Consider the following 15,819-nt stretch of genomic DNA (forward strand, 5'->3'; position numbering starts at 1 on the left):
CCGGGACCGTCCGCAAGGGCTTTCAGGAAATGAAGAACCGACGCCGGCCCGCGGCCGTCGTCCTGCGGGATGTCGCGCTGCGGACGAAGAACGCCAGCCCCGCCAGAATCGTCACCGCGCCGCCGATCACGCCGATCGTGTGCTCGCCCGCGTTGAGGATGATCACGATCCCGCCCGCGACCAGGATCAGCCCCATGACGAGGGAAACGAACGGGCGGCCGCCTTGTTCTTTGGCCATGGGAAACTCCTCGATAACACTCGACGGTCAATTGCCTTTGATCGATTCAAGCACAGCGAGAACTGCGTTGTGAGTCCTCGAAAGTCGTCAGCCGATCATCGAAAGTTGACGTTCCCCGAGTTGCCGGTCGCACCGGGTGCTGGGAAGATCACGCGGGAACGGGGGTTGCAACTTTGGTTGCGCCGACAAGCCACCTTGTGCCGTAGCAGGACGGCCGTGGCAGCGGGTTCACTTGACCCAGGCACACCGGATCGATGTAGCGAAGTACGGAGCGGGCGCTTGATCACAGCACGAGATCTGACGAAGCGGTACGGGGACACCACGGCCGTCCACGGGCTGTCGTTCGACATCAAGCCCGGCGTCGTGACCGGGTTCCTGGGCCCCAACGGCGCGGGCAAGTCGACCACCATGCGGATGATCCTCGGCCTGGACGCCCCCAGCGGCGGCTCGGTCACCGTCAACGGCAAGGCCTACCGCGACCTGCCCGCGCCGATGCGCGAGGTCGGCGCGCTGCTCGACGCCAAGGCCGTCCACGGCGCGCGCACCGCCTACCGGCACCTGCAGTGGGTGGCGCAGGCCGGCGGCATCCCGCGCACGCGCGTCGACGAGGTGCTCGACACCGTCGGCTTGAGCGACGTCGCCGGCAAGAAGGTCGCTAACTTCTCCCTCGGCATGTACCAGCGGCTCGGCATCGCGACGGCGCTGCTCGGCGACCCGCCGACGCTGCTGTTCGACGAGCCGGTCAACGGCCTCGACCCCGAGGGCATCTACTGGATCCGGACGCTGATGCAGGACCTCGCCGCCGAGGGGCGGACGGTCTTCGTGTCCAGCCACCTGATGAACGAGATGGAAGAAACCGCCGAACACGTCATCGTGATCGGCCGCGGCGAGCTGATCGCCGACATGCCGATCACCGACTTCACCCAGCGCAGCGCGCGCAGCCACGTCCACGTCGTCTCGCCGAAGGCGACCGAGCTCGCCGAAGCTCTCGAACGGGCGGGCGCCAAGGTGACGAAGCTGGACGACGGCTCGCTCAACGTCGTCGGCCTGGACGCGCCGGAGATCGGCGACCTCGCGCTCGAGCGCCGGCTCGGGCTGCACGAGCTCACGCCGGTCCGCGCCAGCCTCGAGGCCGCGTTCATGGACCTCACCAAGGACAGCGTGCAGTACCGGTCGCACAGCGGCGCGCCGCCGGCGGAGGAGAAGGTGCTCGAGACGGTGCGGGCGCTCGCGTCGGAAGGGACGGACTGACATGACGACCGCAACCGCGTTGCCCGCCGCGAAGACCTCGCCGGGCATCACCAACACGCTCGCCGCCGAGTGGACCAAGCTCAAGTCGGTCCGGTCGACCTGGGTCGTCGTCATCTTCGCGGCCGTCGTCAGCGTCGGGTTCTCCGTGCTGTTCAGCTTCCTGACCGAGCAGGACTACCAGAACCTGCCCGCCGGCCAGACGACGGACTTCGACTCGGCGGGCACCGCCATGGTCGGGATGAACCTCGGGCTCATCCTGATCTCGGTGCTCGGCGTGCTGGCCGTGTCCGGCGAGTACTCGACCGGGATGATGCGCCTGACCCTGGCGATCACGCCGCACCGCGGCCGGGTCCTGATCTCGAAGGCCGTGGTCGTCGGGCTGCTGGCGTTCGTGCTCGGCACGGTGTTCGCCGCGGCGGCGTTCTTCATCGGGCAGCTGGTCCTCGGCATCAACCCCAACATCCCGACGCTCGGCCTCGGCGGTCCCGGCGTGCTGCGCAGCCTCCTCGGCTGGGGCGCGGAGTTCGCCGCGTTCGCGCTGCTGGCGCTGTCGTTCGGCGTGATGATGCGCAGCGCGGCGGGCGCGATCGCGACGGCGATCGGCTTCATCTTCGCCCCGGCGATCCTGGGCGCGCTGCTCCCGGCGTGGGTGCAGCGCGACATCCTGGCGTACTTCCCGGCGTCGGCCGCGGAGCAGCTGAGCACGGCCCAGCTCAAGACGGACTCGGCGACGTACCTGGGTCCGCTGACCGGCGGCGGGACGCTGCTGACGTGGGTCGCGGTGGCGCTGGTGGTCGCGTTCTCCCTGATGGGCAAGCGCGACTCCGGCTGAGGTTCTTCGGCCGGCCGGATGTAGTGAATGACTCATTCATGTCGCCAGGCGACATGAATGAGTCATTCACGTCGTTTCGGCGCAGGCGAGGATGCGGTCGGCTGCCGCGGCCGTGCCGCCGCTCTCGCGCGTGTGGTCGCACATCGCGCGCATCCGCGCGCTGATGCCTTCGGCCGCCGCGACCGCCAGGACCGCGTCGCGGATCGACTCCGGCGTCACCTCCTCGCGGGGCAGCCGCCGGCCGAGGCCCAGCTCCACTACCCGCTCGGTGTTGACCTCCTGCTCGCCGTGCATCGGCACCAGCACGAGCGGGGTCCCGCAGTAGAACGCCTCCATCACGCTGCCCATGCCCGCCGACGTCACGAACGCCGACGCGTGCCGCAGCACCGCCGGGTGCGGAACCCATTGCCGCGCCTCGACGTTCGGCGGCAGCTCGCCCAGCGACGCCGGATCCACCCCGCCGCCCAGGGTCATGACCACGTTCCAGGGCAGGGCAGCGAAAGCGCTTGCGCACTGGCGGAAGAAGCCCGGCTGGTCGTTGAACGCCGACGTGCCCAGCGACACCAGCAGCACCGGATTGCCGTTCGCCGGCGGTTCCCAGCCGGTCAGCGGCCGCTGCGGGCCGAAGCACGGCCCGGTGAACGTGTGCCGCGCGTCGAACGTCTCACCCGCGTACTGGAAGTCGCGCGGGATGAGGACCAGCTTGTGGTCACGGCCGTCGTCGAGGAACTCTTCCGCCGTCCGGCCGGGAGCTTCGGCCGCGAGCAGGTCGTGCAGGTCGGCAACGAAGTCGTAGGAGTCCTCTGTGGACTCCGGAGCCGGGTAACGCGCGACGTGCGCTGGCAGCGAGTAGTGCTCGTTGGAAGCGAAACACGCCGATAGCTGGACCGTCGGACACGGGACGTCGTGGGCGAGCACCCGGCCCGCGATCCACATCGTCGAGTCGAACGCGAGCACGTCGGGAGGGTTGTCGGCCAGGAGCTTCCGCACCGGCGCCAGCGGTGCGAGACAGCTCGAAGCGCCGGTCAGCGCCGCCGCCAGCCGGTGGGAACCCGGGTCGCCGGCCGGCTCGTCGTACCCGAGCGGACGCGCGCCGGTCGTCGCGATCCGGCCGGCGAACGCGCTGCCGGTCGCCACCGTGACCCGGTGGCCGCGCCGGACCAGCTCGCCGAGGACGTCCAAGACGGGGGTGACGTGCCCGTAACCGGGCAGGGTGCAGAGCACGACGTGTCGGGTCACACCGGCCATGCTCGCACCGCGCATTCAGGGATTTCGCCAGACAATCCGCCGTTAGCCTCGGGCGCGGACACTCGTGGAGGTGGCGGATGGACTTCGGCTGGACCGCGGATCAGCGGCAGCGCTACGACCGGACGGTGGCCGACACCCGGGCGGCCTTCCCGGCCGCGCCCGAGTACGCGTTCAGCCGCGAAAACTGGGCGCTGCTGGGCAAGTTCGGCGTCCTCGGCGCCAGCGTGCCCACCGGCCACGGCGGTGGCGGCCTGACCGCCCTCGAGACGGCGCGCGTGTTCGAAGCCGCCGGGCGGGGCTGCCCCGACACCGGACTCGTCTTCGGCGCGGCCGCGCACCTGTTCGCCTGCACCATGCCGATCGTCGACTTCGCACCGGAAGCCTTGCGCGAGCGGCTGTTGCCCGGCCTCGCGGCGGGCGATCTCATCGCGGGCAACGCGATGACCGAGCCCGAAGCGGGGTCCGACGTCGGCGCGCTGCGAGCCACGGCGACGCCGGTGGACGGCGGTTACCTGCTCAACGGCGTCAAGAGCTTCGTCAGCAACGGTCCCGTCGCCGACGTCCTGGTCACCTACGCGGTCACCGACCCGGCCGCCGGCCACTGGGGCATCACGGCGTTCGCGCTCGACGCTCGTTCGGAAGGGATCAGCCGCGGTGAGCCGTTCGGCAAGCTCGGCATGGAAGGCTGCCTGGCCTGCGAGATCACCTTCACCGACTGTTTCGTGCCCGCCGGCGCCGTCCTCGGCGAACCCGGCCAGGGCTCGGCGATCTTCCAGCACTCGATGGGCTGGGAGCGGGCCTGCCTGTTCGCGCTCTACCTGGGCGTCCAGGACCGGCTGATCGACCGCTGCCTCGAGCACGTGCGCGGCCGCCGCCAGTTCGGCAAGCGGCTCGCGGAGTTCCAGTCGGTGTCCAACCGGGTCGTGGAGATGAAGCTGCGGGCCGAAAGCGCCCGTCTGCTGCTGTACCGGGCGTGCTGGGCGCTGGACCAGGGCGAAGACGCGACGCTGTTCGCGGCGCTGTCCAAGCTCGCCGTGTCCGAGGGGACGGTGGCGAGCGCGACCGATGCGGTCCAGCTGTTCGGCAGCCGCGGCTACCTGCGCGAGCAGGGGATCGAAGCCGCGTTGCGGGACGCGATCGGTGGGACGATCTTCTCCGGCGCGTCCGACGTCCAGCGGCAGCTGGTCGCGATGGAACTGGGGTTGTGATGCTGCACGAGCTGGTCCTCGCCGCTGCCGAACGCACGCCGGACGCGCCGGCCGTGCACTGCGGCGCCACGACCGTGACCTACCGCGAGCTCGACGAGCTGGCCGACCGGCAGGCCGCCGGCCTGCGCGCCGCCGGGGTCCGCCACGGCGACCGCGTGCTGATCTGGGCCGAGAAGAGCGTCGAGGTGGTGGCGCTGATGCAGGCGTCGCTGCGGCTCGGCGCGGTCTACGTGCCGGTCGCGCCGTCGAACCCGGTCTCGCGGGTGCGGCTCATCGCCGAGAGCTGCACGCCCGCGCTGGTCGTCACCGACGCGGCCGGCCTCGCGGCCGACTGGGGGCCGAAGCCGCCGCCGCTCAGCTCGTTCGCCGCACTGTCTCTTGTGGACGAACCGGTGCCCGTCGAGCACGTCGGCCCGGACGAACCCGCATACATCCTCTACACGTCGGGCTCGACGGGCACGCCGAAGGGCGTCCTGATCAGCCACCGCAACGCGCTCGCGTTCGTCGGGTGGGCCGCGCGGGAAACGGGCCTGCACGCGGGGGACCGGCTGGCCAACCACGCGCCGTTCAACTTCGACCTGTCGGTGTTCGACCTCTACGGCGCGTTCTTCGCCGGGGCGTCGGTGGACCTGGCGGGCTCGGATCTGTCCTACTCGCCCGCGGAGCTGACGGACTTCCTGCACGGTCGCGGGATCAGCGTCTGGTACTCGGTGCCGTCGGCGCTGGTGCTGATGATGCGCCACGGCGGCCTGCTCGACCGGCCCGCGCCGGCGTCGCTGCGGGTCTGCGTGTTCGCCGGGGAGCCGTTCCCGATCGCCGGGGTGCAGACGCTGCGCCGCGCGTGGCCGGATGTCCGGCTGTTCAACTGGTACGGCCCGACCGAGACGAACGTCGTCACGAGCTACGAGGTGACGTCCGCCGACCTCTCGCGGACGGGAAGCCTGCCGATCGGGCGGGCGTGCTCGGGTGCGACGCTGACGCTGTCTTCCGAGGGAGAGATCGTCGTCGAGGGCCCGACGGTCATGCTGGGGTACTGGGGCGCGGCCCCGCAGCTGGGCGGCTACCGCACGGGCGACCTCGGCCGGTACGACGAGGCGGGCGAGCTGGAGTACGCGGGCCGCCGCGACGCGATGGTCAAGCTGCGCGGCCACCGCGTCGAGCTGGGCGAGATCGAGACGGCGCTGGCCCGCCACCCGGCGGTCGCCGAGGTGGCGGTGGTGGTCGCGGGCGCGGGCATCGACGCGCGGTTGCGCGCGGTGGTCGTCCCCCGGCCCGGCTCGCGGGTGACGCTGCTGGGGATGAAGGCCCACTGCGCGGCGCACCTGCCAAAGTACATGATCGTGGACGAGGTCGTCACGGCGGAGGAACTGCCCCGGACGGCGAACGGCAAGACCGACCGAGCCGCCCTCGCCCACTGACCCCCGGGGTCGAAAGACGTGAATGACTCATTCATGTCGTGGGGCGTCAGGGTCTCGGCGAAGTCGGATCGGTGCGGTCGGTCCGGTGACGTCATGAACGGGTCGTTCATCTCGTCGGATGTAATGAACGAGTCGTTGATGACCGTCGAAGCTCGGCATTCTGTCGAAGCGTCTCTTCGGCCTGGCGTTCCGTGGGCGGTGGTGCTGGGCGGAGTATCGCCCCGGCCGGCTGGTGGAGCCCTGGCGTCAGGTGACGTGAATGGGTCATTCATGGCGTTTGGGGTGGGGCGGAACAGCTGTTCTGCCAAAGCCCTTCCGGCACCCCGAAGCTGTCATTGTGACTACGGCCGGCAACACCGCGTCAAGGCGGGAAAGATGCCTTGACCCGGCGCTGCCGGCCGTGTTCTGGCTTCGGATCGGGGTGCGGGGGAGTCTGGGTTCTCGTCGGTGCCTGTTCTCGGGGGCCTCTCGCCTTTGGTGTCGGCTTTTGGGGCGAGACGGTGGGCAGTCAGCCGTTCAGGCGGCGGTTGGCGGATGGCATGAACGAGTCGTTCACCTCGCCGGATGCGATGAACGAGTCGTTCACGACCACCGAAGCTCGGCATCCCGCCGAAACGCCTCTTCGGTCCAGCGTTCTGCGGGCGGTGGTGCCGGGCGGAGCATCGCCCCGCCCGACCTTGCCGGAGCCCTGACGTTAGACGACATGAATGAGTCATTCACGTCACTCAAGCGGGGCGGGCCAGGACGTAGTGGGTCGGCAGCTGCAGCACCGAACCGTCGGCCAGCGTCTCCGTCGTGCGCAGCAGCAACTCGCCGCCGTCCACGACGCTGAAGCCGGCCACCTCGTACACCGTCTCCAGCTCCGCCTCGCCCGCCGCCGGCTGCAGACCGATGCCGAAGTAGATCGACACCCTTTCCAGCTTCGGCAGGTCGTTGGCGGGGTCGGCGATGAGCTGCTGCATGTACGTGTAGCTCGCCGGCGTCAGCTCCTGGTTGAACACGCACCCGCGCGCCCCGGCCAGCACCGCCAAGTTGCGCGCGCACGTCACCCGCTTCTCGACCGGCAGCTGGTGGATCACGCCCGACAGGTAGATGTTCACGTCGCCGTACCGCGACCGGAACGCCGCCACCGCCGCGGCATCCAGCACGTCCAGCAACTCGTACGAGACGTTCGAAGCGCCGTTCTCCGCCCGTGCCCGGTTCAGCGCGGCTTCCGCGATGTCGACGCCGATGACCCGGTCGTACAGCCCGGCCAGGTACCGGGTCTGGGTCCCGTTGCCGCAGCCGAGGTCGACCAGCGGCAGCGCCGGGTCGAAGTGGGCCTTGAACAGCTCGGCGTGCGCGGCCGCGCCGTCGGCGGGCTCGCAGTCCCAGAACGCCGCGCCCGCGCGGTCCGGGAGGTCCGTCCAGTAGGCCTCCCAGACCCGCCCGTCCTTGTTCGTCATGGCGGACCTCAGTTCTTCTGCCACGGGATTTCCGGTGCCGGGTAGAACTTCACGCCCGCCGCCGTCCAGCGCGGGCCCTGGGCGGCCAGCCGGGACGCGAACGACGTCCAGTCGTGGCTCGCCTGCGGGGACCAGCCGATCTCGGCGATCGCGGGCAGCCGCGGGAAGGCCAGGTAGCGGGCGTCGTCGAGGCTGCGCACGGTGTCCGTCCACAACGGAGCTTCGACGCCGTCGATGTTCGAGGTCAGCGCGCCGGGCACGACCGCCGTCGGGTCCCAGCCGTACGCCGCCTGGACGTTGATGTCGCCCGCCCACTCGAGGCCGAGGTCGCCGGCCGGGACGCCGGGTGCGTACTTCATGTCCAGGTACGTGTAGACGCACGGAGCCATGATCAGCTTCGCGCCCTTCTGGCTGGCTTCGCCGACCTCGTTCTGGGTGCCGTCGTAGATCCAGAACTCGCCGGTCGCGCCCTGCGGCGGGGTCGCGGTGAGCATCTCCGCCCAGCCCAGCAGCTTCTTGCCGAGTTTGGCCACCATCGGCGCGACCTTCGCCATGAACGCCGTGTACTGGGCGTCGGTGAGGTCCTGGATCTCGTCGCCGCCGACGTCGAGGTAGCCGCCCGGGGTCAGCGCCGCGACCTGGGTGAGCACGTCGTTGATGAACTTGTACGTGACGGGCTTGCCGACGCACAGGTCCGACCGCGGCGCGGGGGTGAGCCCGGTGTAGACCGGCCCGGCGACGCCGTCGCAGTTGAGCTCGGCGTAGGAGGACAGCGCCGCGCCGAAGTGCGACGGCATCTCGATCTCCGGCACGACCGTGACGTGCCGGCTCTGCGCGTAGGCGACGATGTCGCGGTACTGGGCCTGGGTGTAGAAACCGCCCGCGCCGCCGCCGGACCCGGTGCTCGCGCCCTTGGCGGTCAGGTTCGGCCAGCCGGTGATCTGCAGGCGCCAGCCCTGGTCGTCGGTCAGGTGGAGGTGCAGGTTGTTGACCTTGTACAGCGCGATGTCGTCGATGTACTTCTTGACGTCGGCCACCGGCAGGAAGTGCCGGGCGACGTCGAGCATGGCGCCGCGGTAGGCGTAGCGCGGGTAGTCGAGGATGTGGCCGCCGGGCACGGTGAGCGTCCCGCTGAGCGAAGCCGGCAGGAGCTGGCGCAGCGTCTGGACGCCGTTGAAGAGGCCGGCGGGCTTCGCGGCCCGGATGGTCACGCCGGACGCGGTGCTGTCGAGCTGGTAGCCCTCGGCGCCGACGCGGGGGTCCGCACCGCCGAGCACCAGCGAAATCCCGGGCAACGCCTTCGGCAGGGCGGGCGTGGTGAGCACCGGGAGCCGGAACCGGGTCGCCGGCCGCAGCAGCCCGGCGAGGTAGTCGCCGACCTGGCGGGCTTCGGCGCCACCGGAGGTGAACACCACCGCCTCCGGCCCGAGCCGGTAGCGGACGGCCGGGTCCGGCGTCACCGACACCGGCGCCGGCACGATCTGCTGGAGGGTGGAGACGGCCGGAACCGCCTGCGGTGCGGCGCCGGCGGGCACCACGGGGGCGAGCAGGCCGAGGAGGGAGAGGAACAGCGCCCCACGCCTGGCACTTCGAGCGGTCATGAGCCGTCCATTGCGGATAGTGGTGAGTGGTCCCTTTCTCTTAACCGCCCGCTCGGGCGCGAGTCCACCCGATCGGCCGACGTCTGGGGAGACTGCTAAGCCCGGTTACTCCGCACGCCGGAACAACTAAGGTTGTGAACCGACAACCTTCCGTCACCGGCTGTCAACCTTTGGCCGTTTTCCGCACCGGTCCCGATCCGTCAAGATCGAGTGGTACGCAAGCCACAGAAACGGGTGACCGACATGACCGACACGCCGACCTCCGTTCACTACCGCGCCTACCTGCTCGCCTACGACGTCGAGAAGGAAGACCTCTACGACCGCACGCGCACGGCGTTCCTGACCCGCGCCGGCGTGCTCACGGAGCTGGCGCTGCGCGGCAACATCGCCGACGAAGACGGCGACGCCGTGCTGGTGAAGTCCGACCCGACCGGCGACCCGGTGCTCGACCGGCTGCTGGCCCAGATCGGCACCGAGAAGCGCAGCTGGAAGTCGTGGATCCGGCACGACTACAAGGAGACCCTCGAGGAGATCGAGGAGCAGCTGGCCGAGCAGAAGCTGCTCGCGGTCGAAGAGAAGAAGGTCCTCGGCCTGGTCCCGAAGACCCACGTGACGCTGACCGACCCCGCGGTGGCGAAGGCCCTGCAGGAGCACGCGGTCGAGGTCCTGCACGGCTCGACCCCGGCGGCCGAGATCGGCGCGGACGACGCGGCGCTGGTGGCGCTGGCGGCGGCGGGCACGGTGCCGAGCGTGGTGACGCGCAAGGAGAGCAAGGGCGAGTACAAGGACCGCATCGAGGAGCTGACCGACCGCGTGGGCGAGGTGGCGCCGGGCCTGGAGAAGGCGCTGCGCGGCATCCGGTTGACGATGATCGCCGCCCAGGGCGGCCTCGGCTTCAGCGGCTGACGCACACATTCCTTGACGAGGACCCGGTGGCCGGTGGGGCTGCCGGGTCCTTCGTCGTCGCCGGCGGCTCGCTGTACGGAAGCAGAAGGTCCGCGGCTCTGCAGGCACAGGCAACAGGTTCGAACGAGCTCGGCTTCAGCGGCTGACCCCCTTACCGTACAACGGAAGGCCCGGTGACCTCGGTCACCGGGCCTGCCGCGCTCTCCAGGGGAGTCACGCGAACGCGGGCATCACCTTGTCCGCGAACAGGTTCAGCGTGCGGGTCATCGTCTCCGCCGACTGGCCGCCGAAGTCCAGGTTCCACAGGATCACGTCCGGCCCGAGCACGTCCCGGACCTCCTCGATCCGCCCGCGCACGGTGTCCGGCGAACCCACGACCGCCTTGGCCTCCAGCCCGTCGGTCTCCAGGTCGAAGCTGGCCATCTGACGCGCCATCGCCGTGTAGCCCTCGTACGCCGGCGATTCCACGTTGTGCCAGGACAGGATCGCTTCCTTGAACGCGTTGAACGACTTCACCATGTACGGCACCGCCAAGTCGCGGGCCTCTTCGTCGCTGTCGGCGATCAGCAGCGGGATGCTCACCGCGAACTTCGGCTTGCGGCCGGAATCGCCGTGGTGCTCCAGGAAAGCACTCCGGTACAGCTCGACGTACTCGCGCTTGCGGGCCATTTCGTTCAGCTGCGTCGAGCTGATCAGCAGGTTGAACCCCTTGCGGCCGGTCCAGTCGAAGCTCGCCGGGGTCGCCAGGGCGGCCACCCACACCGGCGGGCCCGGCTGCTGCACCGGCGCCGGGAGCGAATTCGCGTTCTCGTAGGAGAAGAACGGCGTGTCCTCGGTGACGTCCTTTTCGGACCACAGCCGGACGACGGCCTCGATCGTCGCTAGGAAGCGCTCGCGGCTGGTGTCCATGTCGACGCCGAACGCCTCGAACTCGTACGGCAGGAACGCCCGCGCGAAACCGACGTCCAGGCGGCCGCCGCTCATCACGTCGACCTGGGCCGCGTGCGCGGCGATCTGGATCGGGTGGTGGAAGGACGCCTGGATGCCGCCCGTCATCAGGCGGATCGACTGCGTGCGCGCGGCCACGGCCGACAGGAACGCCAGCGGGCTCGGCGAATACCCGCCGTACGAGCGCAGGTAGTGTTCGGTCATCTTGACGTAGTCGAGGCCGAGCCGGTCGGCGAGGACGCTGACCTCCAGCACGTCCTGGAAGTACTGCGAGGCGGACGTGGTCCGCGGATCGCAGTCCGGCAACAGCGAGACGCCATACTCCACGTTCTGATCCCTCCGACGGATGGGCTGTCGAGCCGCCAGCGTCGAGCCACCCGCCTCACCCGCGATACCCGCCCTAGCAAGCCAACCCTGGGGTAACCCTTAAGAACTCCGGCGCCCGGGGCTGGGGTTTTGCCTAGAGCCCGGGTGCTAGCCCGGCGTCGCGCGACCACCGGTCAGTAGCGTCGCGGCAGCCGCGTCGGATCGTGCGTAAGGGGAAATCGGTGACTCTGGGGTATCTCTTCGGTGCGAACATCTCCGATCCCGACCCGGAGCACGGCGCGCACCTCTACGAGGCCTACCCGGCGATGCGCCGGACGTACGAAGAGGTCCGCGACTGGACCGGAATCGAACCGCGCGTGCTGCTGCGCGGCGAGTTCGAGCCCCGGGGCGACCACGACCGGTTCAGCCTGGCCGGCATCCGGCTGGCCGCGCTGGCGTTCGGCATCCACGACGTCCTCGCCGAGTCCGACATCCACCCCGGCGTCGCGGGAGGGATCAGCCTCGGCGGCTTGATCGCGAGTTCGGTGGCGGGCGCGGTGGACCGGCGGACCCTGTTCGACCTGCTGCTGCGCGAGGCGAAGACGCCGTTGCCGGACCCGGCGCCCTCGGCCCAGGGCGCGGCCATCGCCTTCCTCCCGGTCACCGAAGACCCCACGTTCTACTACGGCGACCGACGTCCGGGTGTGTACCTCGGCGGCGACTTCGGCGTGCTCGCCGACGGCACCGCGCGGCTGCTCATGCTCAGCGGCACGGCCGAGGCCCTCGGGAAGCTCGTCGCGCAGAGCCCGCCCGGCATGGTCAGCGTCATCGACGGCCAGCCGTTCGCCGTCCACTCGCCGCTGCGGCAGTACGCGACCGACTTCATGGCGCCGACCGTGGCCGCGATCCCGGTGGCGGACCCGCGGATCCCGGTGTGCTCGTTCCTCGAAGAACGCGCGCTCACGACGGCCGACGAGGTCCGGGATCTGTTCCAGCGCAACAAGACCACGACGATGAGCCTGCCGCACGTCTGCGCCGGAATGAAGGGCCAAGGCGTCCGGCTCGCCTTCGTCCTCGGCCCGACGCTGCCCGCCGGTGTCCTCGACTTCCCGTTCCCCGTCGTGCGCATCACCGAGCCGCACCACGTCACCGAGGCCATGACGGCGATCTACGACTACGCCGTCGACCTCGTCGCCCCCTGAAGCAAGGAGAGACCGTGAGCACCCGCACGCACGAACGTGCCAGCCTGACCGACCACTGGTTGTCCCTCGACCTCGACGCGTGGACCCGGCACGTGGTGCGGCGGCACTTCAACCCGGAGCTCGGCAGCCCGTACTGGCTCAAGCGCGCCACCGAGCTGTCGTTCGACCCCATGGACATCACGCGCTACGACCAGCTCGCCGAGTTCGGCCCGTTCCCGCCCGGCGACCTGCGCGGCCTGGACCCCGGCGACCTCGTCCCGCGCATCGTGCCCCGCCCGCTGATCGGCCGCGTGTGGGAGTCCGGCGGCACCACCGGCGACCCGGTGCGCGTGTTCTACACCGAGGACATGATGACCCACCGCGTCGAGTGGCGGCGCTGGTCGTACCTCTTCGACGGCTACCGAGCGGGCCGCACCTGGCTGCAGGCGACGCCGAGCGGGCCGCACCAGATCGGCAACGGCGCGATCGAGCTGTCCGAGCAGCTGGCCGGGCTCGTCTACGGCATCGACATGGACCCGCGGTGGATCAAGCAGCTCATCCGCGCCGGCAAGATGAAGGAGCTGGGGGAGTACACCGACCACGTCCTGGGCCAGATCGTCGACATCCTGCGCTCGCAGCACGTCCACTACCTCAACACCACGCCCGCGCTGCTGCAGAAGCTCATCGCGCGGCAGCCGGAACTGGTCGCCGCGCTCGACGGCGTCCGTCTCGGCGGTACGCACATGAGCCCGCAGATGTTCCAGGACTTCGTCAAGGCCCTCGACGGCGGGCTCGTGCGGTCGGGCTACGGCAACACCTTCGGCAACGCCGTGAGCCTGCACCCCGAGGACGGCGGCGCGATCCTGCCGTACGCCCCGACCTACCCGCAGGTGACGATGTCCGTTGTGGACCCGGCGGACTTCCGGAAGAACGTCGACAATGGACAGTTGAAGCTCACCGTGCTGCACGAGGACCTCTTCCTGCCCAACCTGCTGGAGCGCGACGAGGCGACCCGCTACGACACGAAGGGCGAATGGCCGGTCGACGGCGTCTACAACGTACGCCCGCTGCAGGTGAGCCAGGCCGCGCCGGAAGGGCTCTACTGATGACGCCGAAGGTGGTCGTCATCGGCGCCGGCGTCATCGGCGCCGCGGTGACCTACCACCTGGCGAAGCGCGGGGCGCGGGTGCACTGCGTCGACCGCGCGGACCGCCCCGCGTCGGGCACCACGGAAGTCGGCTTCGCCACCGCGACGGCCTACCGGCGTTTCCCGAAGTCGTACTTCGAGCTGAACCAGGCCGGCATCGCCGAGCACGCGGCACTCGCCGGGGACTTCGCGCCCTGGTGGCACCGCACCGGCACGGTGGCGTGGACCGACGACGAGTCGTTCGCCGGCTACCTCGCCCAGCTCGAGGAGTGGGGCTGCCCGGTCGAGCGGTACCCCGCGGACGGCACGTCGGTGGTCTTCCCCGCGTCCGGACCGGTCGCCTTCCTGCCGGCCGAGGGCTGGATCGACGCGGTCGCCTTCACCCGCCACCTCCTCGACCAGGCCGTTTCCCACGGAGCCACGCTGGAGCTGAACGCCGAGGTCATGTCGGTGTCCGGCGGCGTCGGGCTCGCGGACGGCCGCCGGATCGAGGCCGACGTCGTGGTCAACGCCACCGGCTCGGCCGCGGACGAGATCGGCGCGCTGGCCGGCGCGCGCCCGTTCCTCGGCCCCCCGCGGCGCAGCCTGATCGCGCACCTGCTGGTGGACGGCGACCCGCTGCCGTACATCCTGCGTGCCCCCGAGGTCAGCATCCGCCCGGACGGGCCCGGGCGCGTGGTCCTGCGCTCGGACCGCGTCGACCGCGGGTTGCCCCCGCGTTCGGGGACGCCCGACCCGGAGTTCGTCAAGGACCTCCTGGACCGGGCGGCGAAGGTGGTGCCGCTGCTGGGGACCGCGACCGTCCGCACGGCCGAAGTGGTCGACGCGCGGTGTGCGCGGGACGAGCTGCCGAGCGTCGGGCCGCTGTCCGCCGTGCCCGGGTACCACGAGGCGGTCGCGAGCGCGGGCGTCACGCTGGCGCCGCTGTTCGGCAAGGCCCTCGCGGCCCGGATCGTCGACGGCGAGCCCGACTCGCTGGTCGACGTCTTCAGTCCCGACCGGTTCGGGGCAAGCTAGGAACTTCCCCAAAAGTTCCGTCGCACAATGATCTCGCACCGGGAAACCGGTCGCGAAGGGGTGTAGCTCTCAACTGGCCAGAGCAGCGGTTTCCAACACCGACGGTTGCAGGTTCGAGTCCTGCCGCCCCTGCCACGAACACCTGCGCCACCGGTCCCGGCCGGGCCCGCCGACCGTTGGGAGTACCGAGGTGACCATCTGGACCGAGCTGCTGGGCAGCCAGACCCACCTCCTCGGCGAAAAGTACCGGACGCGCGTCGTCGAAGCCGGTGACGGCGAGCCGCTCGTGCTCCTGCACGGCGTCGGCGGGCACGCCGAGGCCTACGCGCGAAACGTGACGCGGCTCGGCGAGCACCACCGCGCGATGGCGATCGACCTGCTCTGGCACGGCTTCTCGGCCAAGCCGGAGTTCACCCACGACGCCGTCGGCACGTACGTCGACCAAGTGCTCGACCTGCTGGACTCCCAGGGCATCGAACGTGCGCACCTCGAAGGCGAGTCGCTCGGCGGCTGGGTCGCGCTGACGCTGGCCCTGGAGCACCCCGACCGCGTCGGGAAGCTGGTGCTCAACACCACGGCCGGCATCAAGTGGAACCCGGGCTCGGTCGACGAGCGGCCCGCCGAAGGGCGCGAGGCCCTGCGCGCCCGGTCGCTGGCCGCGATCGGGAACCCGACGCCGGAGACCATCCGCACCCGGCTGGAGTGGCTGATGGCCACCCCCGGCCGCGTCACCGACGAGCTGGTCGAGGTCCGCCGCCGGATCTACGCCGACCCCGCGACCAACGCCGCGCTGCGCACGGTGTTCGAGAACTCCTTCGGGTTCGGCTCCGGGCCGAATCGCAGGATCTCCGAGGACCGGCTCGCGACGGTGAGCGTGCCGACGCTCGTGCTGTGGTCGGACCACAACCCCGGCAGCGGGCCCGACGTGGGCCGCCGGATCGCGAAACTCATCCCGGGTGCCGCCTTCCACTGCGTCGCCGACGCGGCGCACTGGCCGCAGTGGGAGCAGCCCGACGAACACGACCGCGTGGTGCTCGAGTTCCTGGGCAGCGCGGAGTGACCAGCAGGAGGAC

At 70.5% G+C, this 15,819-nt stretch carries 14 protein-coding genes and 1 tRNA gene; 10 read left to right on the top strand and 5 right to left on the bottom strand.

The annotated features are described in order from the left end of the window. Positions 1-22: 22 nt before the first annotated feature. Positions 23-238, bottom strand: a complete 216-nt coding sequence (locus ACERZO_RS22965; protein ID WP_372666782.1) for a hypothetical protein — start codon at positions 236-238, stop codon at positions 23-25. 279 nt (positions 239-517) lie between these two features. Between ACERZO_RS22965 and ACERZO_RS22970 the strand changes: the two genes are divergently transcribed. Together ACERZO_RS22970 and ACERZO_RS22975 are read left to right on the top strand one after the other, a co-directional pair. Beyond that, positions 518-1,489: an ABC transporter ATP-binding protein gene (locus ACERZO_RS22970; RefSeq protein ID WP_372666783.1), complete on the top strand. Its 972-nt coding sequence runs from the start codon at positions 518-520 to the stop codon at positions 1,487-1,489. A gap of 1 nt (position 1,490) precedes the next feature. Continuing rightward, positions 1,491-2,321, top strand: a complete 831-nt coding sequence (locus ACERZO_RS22975; RefSeq protein WP_372666784.1) for an ABC transporter permease subunit — start codon at positions 1,491-1,493, stop codon at positions 2,319-2,321. A gap of 66 nt (positions 2,322-2,387) precedes the next feature. Here the strand turns inward: ACERZO_RS22975 and ACERZO_RS22980 are convergent, their stop codons facing one another. Then, positions 2,388-3,560, bottom strand: coding sequence for a macrolide family glycosyltransferase (locus ACERZO_RS22980; protein WP_372666785.1), 1,173 nt, complete (start codon positions 3,558-3,560; stop codon positions 2,388-2,390). 86 nt (positions 3,561-3,646) lie between these two features. Between ACERZO_RS22980 and ACERZO_RS22985 the strand changes: the two genes are divergently transcribed. Then, positions 3,647-4,777: an acyl-CoA dehydrogenase family protein gene (locus tag ACERZO_RS22985; protein WP_372666786.1), complete on the top strand. Its 1,131-nt coding sequence runs from the start codon at positions 3,647-3,649 to the stop codon at positions 4,775-4,777. After that, positions 4,777-6,195 (top strand): amino acid adenylation domain-containing protein, encoded by a 1,419-nt coding sequence (locus tag ACERZO_RS22990; protein ID WP_372666787.1) that lies wholly within the window; start codon positions 4,777-4,779, stop codon positions 6,193-6,195. The genes ACERZO_RS22985 and ACERZO_RS22990 overlap by 1 nt, the downstream gene beginning before the upstream one ends. 725 nt (positions 6,196-6,920) lie before the next feature. On the opposite strand, the gene ACERZO_RS22995 is transcribed toward ACERZO_RS22990, so the two are convergent. Together ACERZO_RS22995 and ACERZO_RS23000 are read right to left on the bottom strand one after the other, a co-directional pair. Continuing rightward, positions 6,921-7,640, bottom strand: a complete 720-nt coding sequence (locus tag ACERZO_RS22995; RefSeq protein WP_372666788.1) for a class I SAM-dependent methyltransferase — start codon at positions 7,638-7,640, stop codon at positions 6,921-6,923. Positions 7,641-7,648: 8 nt separating this feature from the next. Beyond that, complete coding sequence (locus ACERZO_RS23000; RefSeq protein ID WP_372666789.1) at positions 7,649-9,241, bottom strand: beta-N-acetylhexosaminidase; 1,593 nt, start codon at positions 9,239-9,241, stop codon at positions 7,649-7,651. Between the two features lie 243 nt (positions 9,242-9,484). Here ACERZO_RS23000 and ACERZO_RS23005 point away from each other — a divergent pair, with 243 nt between their 5' ends. Further along, on the top strand, positions 9,485-10,147 hold the full coding sequence (locus tag ACERZO_RS23005; protein WP_372666790.1) for a GOLPH3/VPS74 family protein: 663 nt from the start codon (positions 9,485-9,487) through the stop codon (positions 10,145-10,147). A gap of 213 nt (positions 10,148-10,360) precedes the next feature. On the opposite strand, the gene ACERZO_RS23010 is transcribed toward ACERZO_RS23005, so the two are convergent. After that, entirely contained in the window at positions 10,361-11,422 is a 1,062-nt protein-coding gene (locus tag ACERZO_RS23010) for an LLM class flavin-dependent oxidoreductase (protein ID WP_372666791.1), read from the bottom strand. Positions 11,423-11,643: 221 nt separating this feature from the next. Here ACERZO_RS23010 and ACERZO_RS23015 point away from each other — a divergent pair, with 221 nt between their 5' ends. The 5 genes from ACERZO_RS23015 to ACERZO_RS23035 all read left to right on the top strand — a co-directional run bounded on the left by ACERZO_RS23015 (position 11,644) and on the right by ACERZO_RS23035 (position 15,806). Continuing rightward, a complete protein-coding gene (locus tag ACERZO_RS23015) occupies positions 11,644-12,603 on the top strand; it encodes a hypothetical protein (protein WP_372666792.1) in 960 nt (319 codons plus the stop codon). Between the two features lie 14 nt (positions 12,604-12,617). After that, entirely contained in the window at positions 12,618-13,688 is a 1,071-nt protein-coding gene (locus ACERZO_RS23020; protein WP_372666793.1) for a hypothetical protein, read from the top strand. Further along, positions 13,688-14,746: an NAD(P)/FAD-dependent oxidoreductase gene (locus tag ACERZO_RS23025; protein WP_372666794.1), complete on the top strand. Its 1,059-nt coding sequence runs from the start codon at positions 13,688-13,690 to the stop codon at positions 14,744-14,746. Before ACERZO_RS23020 ends, ACERZO_RS23025 begins: the two co-directional genes overlap by 1 nt. Positions 14,747-14,802: 56 nt before the next feature. After that, positions 14,803-14,881: transfer RNA gene (locus ACERZO_RS23030), tRNA-Trp, on the top strand. Positions 14,882-14,936: 55 nt separating this feature from the next. After that, positions 14,937-15,806: an alpha/beta fold hydrolase gene (locus ACERZO_RS23035; protein WP_372666795.1), complete on the top strand. Its 870-nt coding sequence runs from the start codon at positions 14,937-14,939 to the stop codon at positions 15,804-15,806. Positions 15,807-15,819: the final 13 nt, after the last annotated feature.

The sequence above is a fragment of the Amycolatopsis kentuckyensis genome (assembly GCF_041679295.1).
GTDB lineage: Bacteria > Actinomycetota > Actinomycetes > Mycobacteriales > Pseudonocardiaceae > Amycolatopsis > Amycolatopsis kentuckyensis_A.